Source organism: Ruegeria sp. AB7, assembly GCF_056542625.1.
This window is the reverse complement of the sequence record NZ_JBQGAC010000005.1, coordinates 224,109-238,070: the sequence shown is the minus strand read 5'-3', so window position 1 is coordinate 238,070 and position 13,962 is coordinate 224,109. Positions and strand designations below refer to the sequence as shown.

General features: G+C 54.6%; 11 protein-coding genes. 8 read left to right on the top strand and 3 right to left on the bottom strand.

Annotated features, from left to right (window positions below):
• The first annotated feature begins 152 nt into the window (after positions 1-152).
• The 3 genes from dnaA (at position 153) to recF (ending at position 4,019) form a co-directional block, all read left to right on the top strand.
• Complete coding sequence (gene dnaA, locus ACR0EN_RS14755; RefSeq protein WP_480587461.1) at positions 153-1,535, top strand: chromosomal replication initiator protein DnaA; 1,383 nt, start codon at positions 153-155, stop codon at positions 1,533-1,535.
• A 225-nt stretch (positions 1,536-1,760) separates the two neighbouring features.
• Positions 1,761-2,882: a DNA polymerase III subunit beta gene (gene dnaN, locus ACR0EN_RS14750; protein WP_480587458.1), complete on the top strand. Its 1,122-nt coding sequence runs from the start codon at positions 1,761-1,763 to the stop codon at positions 2,880-2,882.
• Between the two features lie 39 nt (positions 2,883-2,921).
• Positions 2,922-4,019 (top strand): DNA replication/repair protein RecF, encoded by a 1,098-nt coding sequence (recF, locus tag ACR0EN_RS14745; protein ID WP_480587455.1) that lies wholly within the window; start codon positions 2,922-2,924, stop codon positions 4,017-4,019.
• Here recF and ACR0EN_RS14740 read toward each other — a convergent pair.
• On the bottom strand, positions 4,016-4,582 hold the full coding sequence (locus tag ACR0EN_RS14740; protein ID WP_170423365.1) for a carboxymuconolactone decarboxylase family protein: 567 nt from the start codon (positions 4,580-4,582) through the stop codon (positions 4,016-4,018). The two genes, recF and ACR0EN_RS14740, sit on opposite strands and share 4 nt — an antisense overlap.
• Positions 4,583-4,681: 99 nt before the next feature.
• Here ACR0EN_RS14740 and ACR0EN_RS14735 point away from each other — a divergent pair, with 99 nt between their 5' ends.
• Positions 4,682-5,254: a TetR/AcrR family transcriptional regulator gene (locus ACR0EN_RS14735; protein WP_480587452.1), complete on the top strand. Its 573-nt coding sequence runs from the start codon at positions 4,682-4,684 to the stop codon at positions 5,252-5,254.
• 102 nt (positions 5,255-5,356) lie between these two features.
• On the top strand, positions 5,357-7,774 hold the full coding sequence (gene gyrB, locus ACR0EN_RS14730; RefSeq protein ID WP_170395385.1) for a DNA topoisomerase (ATP-hydrolyzing) subunit B: 2,418 nt from the start codon (positions 5,357-5,359) through the stop codon (positions 7,772-7,774).
• Between the two features lie 1,690 nt (positions 7,775-9,464).
• Here the strand turns inward: gyrB and ACR0EN_RS14725 are convergent.
• Positions 9,465-10,964, bottom strand: coding sequence for a ShlB/FhaC/HecB family hemolysin secretion/activation protein (locus ACR0EN_RS14725; protein ID WP_480587449.1), 1,500 nt, complete (start codon positions 10,962-10,964; stop codon positions 9,465-9,467).
• Between the two features lie 169 nt (positions 10,965-11,133).
• The gene (locus tag ACR0EN_RS14720; RefSeq protein WP_170424639.1) at positions 11,134-11,433 is read right to left on the bottom strand and encodes a hypothetical protein; all 300 of its coding nucleotides are present in this window, start codon (positions 11,431-11,433) and stop codon (positions 11,134-11,136) included.
• A 568-nt stretch (positions 11,434-12,001) separates the two neighbouring features.
• On the opposite strand from ACR0EN_RS14720, the gene ACR0EN_RS14715 reads away from it, so the two are divergent.
• From ACR0EN_RS14715 to ACR0EN_RS14705, 3 genes are all read left to right on the top strand, one after another.
• Positions 12,002-12,517 (top strand): DUF805 domain-containing protein, encoded by a 516-nt coding sequence (locus ACR0EN_RS14715; protein ID WP_480587446.1) that lies wholly within the window; start codon positions 12,002-12,004, stop codon positions 12,515-12,517.
• A gap of 74 nt (positions 12,518-12,591) precedes the next feature.
• Positions 12,592-13,362, top strand: coding sequence for a hypothetical protein (locus tag ACR0EN_RS14710; RefSeq protein ID WP_170395439.1), 771 nt, complete (start codon positions 12,592-12,594; stop codon positions 13,360-13,362).
• Positions 13,346-13,882, top strand: a complete 537-nt coding sequence (locus ACR0EN_RS14705) for a hypothetical protein (RefSeq protein ID WP_170818512.1) — start codon at positions 13,346-13,348, stop codon at positions 13,880-13,882. The genes ACR0EN_RS14710 and ACR0EN_RS14705 overlap by 17 nt, the downstream gene beginning before the upstream one ends.
• Positions 13,883-13,962: the final 80 nt, after the last annotated feature.

Below are 13,962 nucleotides of genomic sequence, written 5' to 3'. Positions count from 1 at the left end.
GTATTGGACTGCGATGATATTCGAGCGTACCCGCCAGACCATCAGGTTTGGCGTAACGTTCCCTTGTGTGTGAGCGCCATAAAGGCCCGTAATTCGGGACACATTAAAAAAGGCCTTAAGGCCAATAATGAATGGGATGCGTGAGGCGCCGAATGACACAAGAGAAATGGGGACAACTGCGTAGCAAATTGATGAAGGCGGTTGGGAAGAACAATTTTACCACCTGGATTGAACCCTTGGAGTTTCAGGAGTTGCAGGATGGTGTAGCGGTGTTCTCGGTGCCGACCAACTTCATGGGCAACTATGTCAGTCAGAATTTTGCGGACCTTATTCTCTATGAGCTGAACACATCGGGCGAAAAGGTTCAGCGCTTGGCGTTTCGCACAGCGGCCAATTCGTCAGTCCGTCCCACATTGGTGGAAGAGTCCAAGCCATCTCCCGCGCCAGAAACCCGGCCCGCTGTTACAGATACAGCCAACGATGCGCTTGAAGCACTACAGGCTGCGCCACTGGATGCACGGTTTACCTTTGATAGCTTTGTTGTTGGCAAACCCAACGAACTTGCACATGCCGCAGCTCGCCGCGTATCCGAGGGCGGCCCGGTAACTTTCAATCCGCTCGTGCTCTACGGCGGTGTTGGACTGGGTAAAACCCACCTGATGCACGCGATTGCGTGGGAGTTGAAAACCAAGCACCCCGAGTTGAATGTGCTTTATCTGTCAGCAGAACAGTTCATGTATCGCTTTGTGCAGGCCTTGCGTGAACGCCGCATGATGGATTTCAAGCACTTGTTCCGTTCGGTCGATGTGCTGATGGTCGATGACGTGCAGTTCATCGCTGGCAAGGATTCGACGCAGGAAGAATTTTTCCACACGTTCAACGCGCTGGTGGATCAGAACAAGCAGATCATCATCTCGGCCGACCGCGCTCCGGGCGAAATCAAAGACCTTGAGGATCGCGTGAAATCGCGCTTGCAATGTGGCCTTGTCGTCGATCTTCATCCCACAGACTACGAATTGCGTCTGGGAATCCTGCAGAACAAAGTGCAGCAGTACAGCAGCACCTATCCCGATCTGACCATTGCTGATGGTGTATTGGAATTCCTTGCACACCGCATCTCGACCAATGTGCGCGTGCTGGAAGGGGCGCTGACCCGCTTGTTCGCCTTTGCCTCGCTGGTCGGGCGCGAGATCGATATGGAGCTGACGCAGGATTGTCTGGCCGATGTACTGCGCGCCTCCGAGCGCAAGATCACCGTCGAAGAGATCCAGCGAAAGGTCTCGGATTATTACAACATCCGCCTCAGCGATATCATCGGCCCTAAACGCCTGCGGTCCTATGCGCGTCCGCGTCAGGTGGCGATGTATCTGTGCAAGCAACTGACCAGTCGGTCGCTACCTGAGATTGGCCGTCGATTTGGCGGGCGAGACCACACCACGGTCATGCATGGCGTGAAGCGCATCGAAGAGCTGAAGTTGACCGATGGCCAGATTGCCGAAGATGTTGAGATGCTGCGCCGGGCCTTGGAAGCCTAAACCTCACTGAATCCTTGAAAAACACCCCGGACTATTGCGTTCGGGGTGTTTTCTTGTGCGCTATTGTCCACGGTTGAGAATGATCTGGTGTGTTTCACGCGCGCTGCTCTTGACCACCGAGGCAATCCGACCCAGAAATCCGTAAAAAATCCTTGTGCCTCAGGGCTGAGACGCTAACGTGCCAGTCCCGCCTATTTCGGCACGCAAGTCAAAGGAACAGAGGGTATGAAGATCAGCATCGAACGCGGCACCCTTCTCAAGGCCGTTTCACAGGCCCAGTCAGTTGTCGAACGTCGCAACACCATTCCCATACTTGCCAACGTGCTGATCGAGGCCGAAGGCAATCAGGCGCTGTTTCGTGCCACCGATCTGGACATCGAAGTGGTCGACAAGGCCCCTGCGCAGGTCGAGAAAGCGGGCGCCACGACTGTTGCGGCCACAACGCTACATGAGATCGTACGCAAACTGCCCGATGGGGCGCTGGTGACCCTAACCGCAGATAGTGCAGCTGGGCGGTTGACCGTGGAAGCGGGGCGCTCGAATTTTTCTCTGGCCACGCTGCCGAAAGAAGATTTCCCGGTTATGGCGTCTTCAGAATACCAATCGAACTTTACGGCGTCGGCGGCATTGTTGCGCCGGCTGTTCGATAAATCGAAGTTTGCCATTTCCACGGAAGAGACGAGATATTATTTGAACGGCGTTTACATGCACGTTGCGGATGGTTCCGAGGGCGGCAAGGTACTGCGTTGCGTGGCGACTGATGGTCACCGCTTGGCACGGATCGATGCGGATCTGCCGGATGGTGCAGCGGATATGCCGGGCGTGATCGTGCCCCGCAAAACCGTGGGCGAACTGCGCAAGCTGCTGGATGATGACGAGATGGACATCGCCGTCTCGGTCAGTGAAACCAAGGTGCGGTTTGCAACGCCTGACATCACGCTCACCTCGAAAGTGATCGACGGAACGTTCCCGGATTACACACGTGTCATCCCGCAAGGTAACACGCGCAAGTTAGAAGTGGACGCGGCTGAATTCGCGCAGGCTGTGGATCGTGTGGCGACAGTTTCGTCCGAGCGGTCGCGGGCCGTCAAACTGCAATTGGATGCGGATAAGCTGGTTCTGTCAGTGAATGCACCCGACAGTGGTGCGGCTGAGGAAGAGCTGGCAGTTGCTTACGGGGATGAGCGCCTGGAGATCGGGTTCAACGCTAAGTATCTGCTCGAAATCGCGTCTCAGGTGGATCGTGAAAATGCGGTGTTTATGTTCAACTCGGCAGGTGATCCGACGCTGATGCGCGAAGGCAACGACCAAAGCGCGGTATATGTCGTAATGCCGATGCGCGTCTGATTGCCTCGACTGGGTGATCTCTAACGAAAGAGAGGGGTCATGGGATTGGCCCTGACCGAGCTTACGGTCTCGCATTTTCGGTCTCATAAGCTGGCGCGCCTGTCGTTGGACGGGCGGCCAGTGGCGATCCATGGGCCAAACGGGGCCGGTAAGACCAACATACTGGAAGCGGTTTCTCTGTTCTCACCCGGGCGCGGGATGCGGCGGGCAAGCGCCGCTGAGATGACACGGCGCCCCGAGGCGCTGGGGTGGAAGCTGATTGGGCTATTGAATGCGCAAGGACAGAATTTCGAGATTGAAACTTGGTCCGAAGGTGGTGCGGCGCGGCAGGTGCGGATTGATGAGAAAGCCTCAAGCCAGATTGAATTGGGAAAGCTGGCGCGGGTAGTTTGGTTAATCCCATCGATGGACCGTCTATGGATCGAAGGGGCTGAAGGGCGGCGGCGGTTCCTCGACCGGATCGCGCTGAGTTTTGATCCGGCACATGCCGAGGCATCTCTGACCTATGAAAAAGCGATGCGCGAGCGGAACCGGTTGCTGAAAGAACAAGTTCGCGATGCCCATTGGTACGCGGCGCTGGAAGGGCAGATGGCCGAGATGGGGCATCGCATCCACGCCGCGCGGTTGAGTGCGTTGGAGTATCTGCGCTCAGCACAGGATAAAGCTGAGACGGCCTTTCCGTCAGCGGATCTTGAATTGGTTCAAACCGAAGGTGCAATGCCTGAGACGGCGGAAGACTTGCGAGAAGCTTTGGATGAAAGCCGGTTTCACGATCTGGCCGCCGGGCGGACTTTGGTCGGCCCGCATCGATCAGACCTGTATGGTGTATATTCCGCCAAGGGCGTTCCTGCCAAAGATTGCTCGACCGGTGAGCAGAAAGCACTGCTGGTATCGCTGATCCTATCAAACGCGCGAGCGTTGGCGGAGATGGTTGGAGCACCTCCTATTGTATTGCTGGATGAGGTGGCCGCGCATCTGGATGCGGGTCGGCGCGCTGCGTTGTATGATGAGATTTGTGCGCTGGGTGCACAGGCCTGGATGACGGGCACCGGGCCTGAGCTATTTGCAGAATTGGGGGATCGAGCCCAAACGCTGGTCGTTACCGAAGGCGACGAGGGCTCGGTCGTCAGCGTTTAGGCAGGCTCGCCGACTTTGCGTTCCCAAAGGAAGCCGCGCATCACTTCGTCGACCGGGGTTTTGGCCATGTGGTTGACGTAGTTCGACATGGTTTTTTGTGCCAGACCCAGTACGACATCCAGGACCGCACGGTGGGAATAGCCAGCGTCAAAGAAGGCCTGCAGCTGTTCCTCAGTCGGGTTTCCACGGGTTTCCATCACTTGCAGGGTAAAGGTGCGTAGCGCTTCCAGCTTGGCCGTGGGCAGCGGCGTTTCGTTGCGCAGCGCCTCGGTGATCTCGTCAGAGACCTTCATCATCTTTGCGATGCCGGTGTGCGCAGGCACGCAGTAATGGCATTCGTTTTCGACATTGATGGTTTGCCAGACAACGGTTTTTTCGTCGTTGTTGAAATCGGTCTGCAGAAACAGGCCGTGCAGAACCTGATAGCCTTCCAGATGCTGGGGGCTTTCAGCCATTACTTTATGAAGACCGGGCAGGCGGCCGAATGCAGCCTGAGATTTCTCAAGCAGCGGCTTGGACCCTTCCGGGGCGGTTTCTAGGTCGTGAGACGGGAAATTGGCCATGTCAAAACTCCTGTTTCTGGCGCGATGAGTCGTATTTAGGGTTTCTTGAGCGATCACTCAAGTATATAATTGAGCGAACGTTCAAGAATTGGTGAAACGATGCCCCGCAAACCCTCATATGACCGAGACGCGCTTATCGCGCAGGCGCGAGATATTTTCTGGCGTCACGGCTGGGCGGGGACGTCGCTTAAGGATCTCGAGCGAGAGCTGAAGCTTAAACCGGGCAGCTTCTACGCGGCGTTCGGGTCGAAAGATGCGCTCTACGCCCTGGCGTTAGAGCGGTATACTCGGGAAGGGGTTGCCAATATGAAGGCTTTGGCGCAGGAATTGGGCCCGCTTGGTGCTCTTAAGGTGCAACCTCGTCGTGTGATCGAGGCGTCGGAGCTGCCAACAAAAGCCTGCATGTTGGCGAAGACTTATGCGGAATTGCAAGCCAAAGAACATGATCTGGCTGATCAGGCGCAAACCCATATGGCTGACATGAAAGCTTGTTTTGCGGACCTCTTTCGCAGCGCGCAGAAGGCCGGAGAAATCGCGCCAAGTCATGACCCGGATCGCTTGGCAGCGCGCTATCAATCCGACCTTCTGGGGTTGCGATTGTCAGCCGAACGGGACGATGTGAACGCGGCAGAAATTGCCGAGGATATTGCAGCAGACCTTGATCGGCTTTGATCCGCAAATTAAGCGGATCAGAACCACAAAATATGGGGGGAGCACGTGACAATCCCCACCAGAAAACGTATAAGTTACCAAAATAATATAGGTACTAACGGCATGTCCGAAGACGCACAGGCACCCCAAGAATACGGCGCTGATTCCATCAAAGTTCTCAAAGGCTTAGAGGCAGTTCGCAAACGTCCCGGTATGTATATCGGGGATACGGATGATGGTTCGGGTCTGCACCATATGGTGTACGAGGTTGTCGATAACGGAATTGACGAGGCACTGGCCGGTCATGCCGACCATGTGACTGTAAAAATTCACGCGGATTCCAGCGTTTCGGTCAGCGACAATGGACGTGGAATCCCGGTGGATATCCACCCCGAGGAAGGCGTTTCAGCGGCTGAAGTCATCATGACCCAACTGCACGCTGGCGGTAAGTTCGACAGCAACTCGTACAAGGTGTCAGGCGGTCTGCATGGAGTGGGCGTCTCGGTGGTGAATGCGCTATCCGATTGGCTGGAACTGCGCATTTGGCGGGCCGGCAAGGAACATGTGGCGCGTTTTGAGGGCGGTGAGACGGCGGAACATCTGAAAGTCGTCGGCGAGTGCGGCGATCGCACAGGAACCGAGGTACGATTTCTGGCCTCGACCAACACGTTTTCGAACCTCGAATACTCGTTTGAGACGCTGGAAAAGCGCTTGCGCGAGCTGGCTTTCCTGAACTCAGGCGTGCGGATCATCCTGATCGACGAGCGCCCTGCTGAGCGGCTGGAAACCGAGCTGTTCTACGAGGGCGGCGTCAAAGAGTTTGTCAAATATCTCGACCGGTCCAAGACCCCGGCGATGCCCGAACCGATTTATATCAAGGGCGAGCGTGACGATATCGGCGTGGAAATCGCCATGTGGTGGAACGACAGTTATCATGAGACCGTACTGCCCTTCACCAATAACATCCCGCAGCGCGATGGCGGCACCCATGTGGCTGGGTTCCGCGGCGCGCTGACCCGGACGATCAACAACTATGCGCAGTCCAGCGGCATCGCAAAGAAGGAAAAGGTCAGCTTCACCGGTGACGATGCACGCGAAGGCCTGACCTGCGTGTTGTCTGTGAAAGTGCCCGATCCGAAATTCTCGTCCCAGACCAAGGACAAGTTGGTCAGCTCTGAGGTGCGCCCGGCGGTCGAAGGTCTGATGAACGAGAAGCTGGCTGAATGGTTCGAAGAGAACCCGAATGAGGCTAAGGGGATTGTCGGTAAGATCATCGAGGCAGCTTTAGCGCGCGAGGCCGCCCGTAAAGCTCGCGAACTGACCCGCCGCAAGACTGCGATGGATGTGAACTATCTGGCTGGTAAGCTGAAGGATTGCTCTGAAAAAGATCCGTCCAAGACTGAAGTTTTCCTGGTCGAGGGGGACTCGGCTGGTGGTTCTGCTCAGACCGGTCGGGATCGGCTGACTCAGGCTGTTCTGCCTTTGCGTGGCAAAATCTTGAACGTGGAACGGGCGCGGTTTGACCGGATGTTGTCGAGCCAAGAGATCGGTAACCTCGTGATGGCGTTGGGCACCGGCATTGGCCGCGACGAATTCAACATCGAAAAACTGCGTTACCACAAAATCGTCATTATGACGGACGCAGATGTTGACGGCGCGCATATCCGCACCCTCTTGTTGACCTTCTTCTACCGGCAAATGCCAGAGTTGATCGAAGGCGGGTATCTCTACATCGCTCAACCACCGCTATACAAGGTTTCTAGAGGTAAATCAGAGGTTTACCTGAAGGACCAGGCTGCGCTGGATGATTATTTGATCAATCAGGGCGTCGAAGGCGCAGTACTTAAATTAGGCTCGGGCGAGGAAATCATCGGCCAGGACCTGACCCGCGTAGTGGATGAAGCGCGCCAGCTGAAGCGTGTGCTGGACGCCTTCCCAACGCATTATCCGCGCCATATTCTGGAGCAGGCTGCTGTAGCCGGTGCCTTCGTGCCCGGCGCTGTTGATGCCGATTTGCAGGGCGTGGCCGACAAGGTCGCGGCGCGCCTTGACTTGATTGCACTGGAATACGAACGCGGCTGGCAAGGCCGCATCACACAGGATCACGGCATCCGCCTCGCGCGCATCCTGCGCGGTGTGGAAGAAGTACGCACACTGGACGGCCCCATGTTGCGCTCGGGTGAGGCCCGTAAAACCGGCAGTTTCACCCAAAGCCTGCAAGAGGTCTACAACACCCCCGCAACGTTGGTGCGTCGCGATCGGGGTCAAGTCATACACGGCCCGCTCGACCTGCTGCGCGCGATTCTGGAGGAGGGCGAAAAGGGCTTGTCGCTGCAACGCTACAAAGGTTTGGGAGAGATGAACCCCGATCAACTCTGGGAAACAACGCTGGACCCGGACGCGCGGACCCTGTTGCAAGTACGCGTGGATGATATGGTCGAGGCCGATGATCTGTTCACCAAGCTCATGGGCGATGTGGTAGAGCCGCGTCGTGAATTCATTCAAAAGAATGCTCTGAGCGTGGAGAATTTGGATTTTTGAGCGGTTGTAGGTTTGCGCATAACACTTCGCACACCCCATAAATTTGCGCAGTTCGCCCACAGTTTTGCGCTGCGCGATTGTCGGCATTGGCGACGAATTCAATCAGTTTTGGCCTAGTCGTTGTGGTTTCGACCCTTTGCATTTCTCAATCCCGCAAAGGGCCACTCTAAGGAAACTTGGATTCTCGCGAAGGTCTGCGATGCGCAGAAAGCTGACATTGCAAAGTTGCCGTTCAAAGTTTCGCTTGCCCGACCTGACCGTCCCAGATGGTCGGAGGCTCTTCTTGGAAGTGCGGCACTTTAGATTGTTGGCCTAATTGAGGCAAATTTAGGTACAGAGTATTTTTGGGCTACGTCAGCCAACGTAAACGCCAGGGAATAAGGGTAATGCGAAATCCGATTAACCAGATGACAATTGACAAACTAGTGGTCGATTAATCTCATTGTCCGCGCAAAACCTACCATGCGAGCTTCAGCGCTGCTTTCGTTTAACCGAAATAATGCACCCAGAGTGTTTTGGATGCCGAGCAGGTACATCCCGGGCCATTGCGTCCACGTTTCCGAGGTGCCGCAACGCTCCGTTGTTCAGCAACACGCCTCGCCCGGCATCATACCGGCGCTGTCCAAATCCGCTGGCAACGCATTCCCAGTCTTCCTTGGCCGCCGCGTTGCGGAATCTCGGTAGGTCGTGCGGGTCATGTCGTCCAGGTGTTGCTGCGACGTGATCGTGTTTCTTCGCATTACTTTGGTGGGTTAAATGGTGGGTCACTTGTGTTGTGCTAGGTTGCTGGACACTACCGGTTGTCGGCCTCGGCTTGGGGCGCATGATTGTCACGACGCCTTGAGGTTTCGGATGTCCTGGGACGGCCACGTGAGTTGCCGTCGGTTTCGGCGTCAACTGTGGAACCTGGCTAGGAACCGCCGTGGGAACCTGATTGGGGGTTGCGGTTGGGGCAAGCGGTGGTGTCGCCGTAGTACCGCTGGGTTGCGGAACACGGCCGGGCACTGCGACCGGAATCTGGTTTGGTGTTGCAGTCGGGACGAGCGGTGGCACAGCAGTTTGTCCAGTGGGCTGAGGTGGGACCTGACCAGGAACTGCGACTGGTATTTGGTTTGGCGTTGCGGTTGGCACAAGTGGCGGTACCGCTGTTGGGCCGGTAGGTTGAGGCGGAACCTGGCCAGGGATAGCTATCGGAACTTGATTAGGAGTTGCAGTCGGAACTTGCGGCGGCACCGCGGTAGGACCGGTAGCCAATGGTGGAACCTGATTGGGAACGGCTGTCGGAACCCGGTTTGGTGTCGCGTTTGGTGCCAAAGGCGGAGTTAGCGTCGGCGCTACTATCGGTGTGGGAACCTGACCAGGAACCGCTATTGGCGTCGCAATAGGAACCTGACCGGGAATTGCGTTCGGTACCGCGCCCGGCGCAAGGACTGGAACAGTAATGGAAGTGGGTGTTTGCTGCGTTCCCTTAGGCGGCAACTGATTTGCCACCGGCTGAGTAGGGCCAGTAACTTGATTACCTGCCCCTTGCCCACCAGACTGCCCGCATCCTTGGCTCGACTGGTGCGGGTTCCCTACGCCTCGGCACCACCCGTAGTGATTTCCGCGGGCAACGACCTGGGTAGCGGCCAGTTCTGCGATCAAACAAGCTGCAGTAAGTAAAACAATGCGGTTCCGTTTCATAACATCCTCACCAACTTGTTGTCAGAGCAAGATACGCGCCAGGATCGCCAGATTCGGTTAAAGGGCCGTCTCTCAAAGGGACACCGACGTATCCGGACAGAAATAGGTTTCGCTTGAACTCGATGTCCAAACCCAGACCTGTGGATGCCAGTGTAGCATTATCAACTTCAAAACTCGCAGGGTCATTGTTCGAGATGTAACCCACGTCGAAAAAGGCAAAGGGCGTTAGCCGATGAATGCTCTGAGAGCTGGGGAAGTAGGAGTGAGATATTTCGAATATCGCAGAAATCCCGGAATCACCGTCTACTTCGTCAAATCGATATCCGCGCAAAGCATAACGATCACCAAGGAAGTACTCTTCAACAGAGGGCAACCGGTCTGTTGTGTACTGCCCCCAAATCTCGGTGCGCCAAGCTGTGTTGGGCGACAAGCCCGTAAGTGGGCTTTCGTATCCGACGCCGCCTCGTAGGTGCCAGAACGAAGAGTCCCCGTCGTCAAAGTTTGCGTCTGTGGTGTCGTTGTCATTGTCGCCAAAAGACAGTGTTAACCCGGCTTCAAGGGCTTGCCCTTTGGAATAGTTTTGCCCGTACAGATAGGTAAGGCCAACAACACTTGCGTCACTGGACAATGGAACGCCACCGCTAACAGAATCCGATTCTGAAAGGCGATAATCCAAAAGCAGGTATCCATAACGAGCAACATCGCGGATCACAGGATAACCCAACGCAAGGGTGAAGTTCTCGCCGTCAATATCTGTTCTGGCAAAGTCCCCTGAAATGTCGCGTTTTGCGTTGACGTTCCCATAAAAAATCTCACCGTATAGACCATTGCTGTTCAGCGGCGTGCGATAGGTAAGAGCGCCCCACAATGAGTGTTCATCGTCTTTGTCCCAATTGTAATTGCCTGATCCCTCAAATCGCAGCAAATCTCCGACGGTCAGCGTCGAATAAAACTCTTGTACGACATAAAAACTAAGCGCTTCTCCAAGCTCACGCGGAGGGTTGTCGAGTGTCGCACTACCGGCTTGTTTTCGCAGTGGCTCTCCCAATACTCTCAGCCGAGCACCAGTCTGATCCGGGTAATCAAGTTCGGTCGACAATTCCAAGTCAGGTATGTCCTCGGCCAGCATCACTGCCCGCTCAAATCGTTTCAGCGTTATGGGATAGGAGGTGGTGAGGGGCTGAAAAATCTTCTCTAGTGTTTGGAATGTACGCGTATCTACACCTTCAATTTCGATGGTTTGAATGCGCCCTTCATTAACAATTATGCTCTGCCCATCAGGACCGGGCCAGGCCTCAGCCAAAAAATAACCGTCTTCTCGGTAGATCTGAGTGATCGTTGATGCGACGTCCACCGCTGTGATGCGCCCTGACCGATTGAAGGCCAATTGACCGGCAAAAGTTAACAGCTCATCCTTATCATACACCGTTACGCCGTTGACCGAGTGCCGTGATGCTATGTCCCAGGTTTGTGCAATGCTGTATTTTGGAACCGAAACAATGGCCACAAAAGTGCAAATGATCGCAATTACAACTGAGTTGGTTACGGGCATTTTCTACAACCTTTGCATGATTGAGAATGTTAGAGCCTAATCCTATTACGAGGTTTGAATGTCTGAGCTTGCCGTTATTCAAATTTGATCACGACTGGTGCTTTCGAGATACACAGCAAACAGACTACAATGCGCCTTCGTCGCCCAGGAACTCGATACCAGCGGTCGCGCCATCACTGTAGGCAATGCAATTCCAAGGAGCACGATCCTCGCCAACACCGACAGTGACTTGTGTTCCAGCCTCGCTAAACGCGGATGAGAGCACAACGACTTGCGAATTGTTCGTCGTCTTGGCTACATCTCGCAAACATGCTTGCTGAGCCGGTGTGAGCTCGGCGGACGCACTGGATGTACTCGTGTCGTCACAGGCCGCAAGCATTGCGAAACAAGTTGCGCCTGAAATCATCACCATCTTGTTGGTCATTTTCTTCTCCCTCTGGGTCCGTTGAAATTAGTGAAATTGGATGCGCTTGTTTGAAGCTCTCGCGTCTGAGTACCCAACAGAACATGCTTACATTCTGTGAATACCTTTGCCAAAACTTGCTGCGGCGGGCTTGGTCGGCGGAACGATAATTCGTTGACTGCCAAGACCGCCAACAACGCGTGATGGCCGAATGACGTCGCTGACAAGAGCTAGAGCGAGCTTTGGAGAGAGGGCTCGTATGTAGAGTCTGACCATCGCATCCTCCCAAGCAAAATCATTTAAGAAAGCCTTCCGACCGCCAGCACTCACTCCAGCAGTCGGAAGGGCCCGACAAATCGGGCGACAGCGACATCAACGGAGGTAAAATGAAAGTTGTGTCGAATTCGCATGTTTGAATCTATTTTTTCATAAATCAACATTTTTTCCGCGCGTAAATTTCTCTACGCTCTCGTACGATAGGCCTCTGCATTCAAACAAAAAGGTAAGTGAGAGCATCCATACAGGCGAGTTTGTTCTTCTAGGTGGCGAAACGTTTTGAGGCCGCACAGAGATTAAGAAAGGAATGAAAATGGGATTTATTGAGGCCGTTAAAACGTGTTTTTCAAAATACTTCCAGTTCTCCGGCCGGGCTATACGTTCAGAATACTGGTGGTTCTTCTTGTTTGTGGTTCTAGTGAGTGCTGCTTTGGCTGTGCTGGATACGATCCTATTCGGGACTAACCCCGAGACAGGGCAAGGATCTCGGGTTCTGTCCTCTGTTTTTCAACTGGCTGTTCTCATACCTATGCTGGCCGCCGGTTGGCGAAGGCTGCATGATACAGGACGACCTGGCTGGTATTTGCTGCTGCCGATGGCGCTCAGCTTTACAACGCTTTTTGTTATGCTGGGTGGCGTGGCGTTCTTTTCGGTATTGGAGCAAGGAACCGAAAACCCCGATGCATTACGAGGACCCGCGGCAGTACTGGGCGTGACCGGTATTGTTGTTGTCTCAATTCTTCAATTGGTTCTGTCCATTCTGATGATCTGGTGGTTGACGCGCCCTTCGGAAGAAGGCGCAAACGAATACGGCGAACCTGTTTCCTGACCTGGTTGCCGGGGCAATTGGCCGGAATCTCAGGCTGAATGACAGTGCGAACCGTAACACCATGGAGAGAGAAAATGAGTTTCAAAACGATTTCCACTGGGACGCTAATGATGGTTATGGCGACCACTGCATCAGCGGAGTGGTCGTTCAACTCTGGGCCTATTCCCAATGCATTTATTCAAACCGGAAACATGACGCTGGAACTTCAGTGTAACCGTATTCGCTTTGCTCCGGCTGGATATGAGGACAGCCAGGACATTACGGACAAGCAGGGGCTTTCCATTCGTTTCTTGAAGAACGGAGCCACCGAAGTTGGAGCATTTCAGGTTGGCGCAGAAAACGCTGCCGTACAGATCGTTGATAACTATCCCGTCGAGGTCAGTTTCAATAGTCAAGAGGACTATGGTTTTGTACTGGGCCAGCTTGCGGCCAATGCATCGGTTAACCTGTCGATGATTGATCAAGATGTCAGCTACGGAATATTTGACTTGAAAGGTTCCAGCGCGGCAATTCGGTCCCTTCGTTCCGCCTGCGATTCAGATCCTAGCCAGCGGTCCTCCTACGAACCCCCCGAAGGCATCGTATATTGTGGTGGCGGAGCGATAGAGCGCGTGATCGAACCCGTAATTTTGGACAACTCGGGGGAAGAGTGGGACGCGCGAGTAACAGTCAACGGCGAGTCGATCAGAGCCATGACTGCTTACAGTTACTTCGGAAATTCTGAGCCGCCAGCCGGATTTGTCGTGGCCCTGCTTGGGGAGGACAGGTCCGAGTTTCTGATTTTTAACGAAGGCTCGGCAAACTGGCTGGAATATGGGGACTACCGATATGATCAGTGCAATTGATACCTTGTGCCAACCAGCTTTCCAAATAGCGCGTCAGATGAAGTGTTTGTTCGCCGGGATTGTGCTTGCTTCGGGCCTTGTTTGGGCCTCACCAGATGTCGCGGCTGATGTATCGCGCCTTCCGCCCGGTTTGCAGGCGAAGGTTGATCTGGCGGCACGAGCCTGTGCGGAATTCAACGACGCTCAATTTGACTTAGATTGGGGTGCGGTTGAGAAGGTCGATCTCGACGGAGACCTACAACGCGATTGGGTTCTGAATGAGTCCGGTCTTGCGTGTTCAAGCGCCGCCTCTCTTTTTTGCGAAACGGGGGGGGGCATGTCGCACTTCCTGGTAGAAGAGGAGGCTCATTCCTTGCTCAATCAAGGCTGGACTGTTGCTGATTTTGGGCGTCAACGCGTTGTCCTCGCAAACGTCCATGGATCCAATTGCGACGGAATAAATCCCACGTCATGCGTCAGCGCCAGTGCTTGGGATGGCCAAGCAAACACTTGGCGCTCGTCTGCTAGTTATTGGGAGTAAGTTGCATTTGGGCATCGCAGATAAACCTGAGAGCCTGTTTGTTCAACGAGTTCTATGTAGCATGCAAACTTATGGGCAAA

Excerpts from the sequence above, each read along its gene's own strand:
- gyrB (WP_170395385.1), top strand. The coding sequence starts at position 5,357 with ATGTCCGAAGACGCACAGGCACCCCAAGAATACGGCGCTGATTCCATC.
- ACR0EN_RS14705 (WP_170818512.1), top strand. The coding sequence starts at position 13,346 with ATGATCAGTGCAATTGATACCTTGTGCCAACCAGCTTTCCAAATAGCG.
- ACR0EN_RS14715 (WP_480587446.1), top strand. The coding sequence starts at position 12,002 with ATGGGATTTATTGAGGCCGTTAAAACGTGTTTTTCAAAATACTTCCAG.
- recF (WP_480587455.1), top strand. The coding sequence starts at position 2,922 with ATGGGATTGGCCCTGACCGAGCTTACGGTCTCGCATTTTCGGTCTCAT.
- dnaA (WP_480587461.1), top strand. The coding sequence starts at position 153 with ATGACACAAGAGAAATGGGGACAACTGCGTAGCAAATTGATGAAGGCG.
- dnaN (WP_480587458.1), top strand. The coding sequence starts at position 1,761 with ATGAAGATCAGCATCGAACGCGGCACCCTTCTCAAGGCCGTTTCACAG.
- ACR0EN_RS14710 (WP_170395439.1), top strand. The coding sequence starts at position 12,592 with ATGAGTTTCAAAACGATTTCCACTGGGACGCTAATGATGGTTATGGCG.
- ACR0EN_RS14735 (WP_480587452.1), top strand. The coding sequence starts at position 4,682 with ATGCCCCGCAAACCCTCATATGACCGAGACGCGCTTATCGCGCAGGCG.
- ACR0EN_RS14740 (WP_170423365.1), bottom strand. The coding sequence starts at position 4,582 with ATGGCCAATTTCCCGTCTCACGACCTAGAAACCGCCCCGGAAGGGTCC.
- ACR0EN_RS14720 (WP_170424639.1), bottom strand. The coding sequence starts at position 11,433 with ATGACCAACAAGATGGTGATGATTTCAGGCGCAACTTGTTTCGCAATG.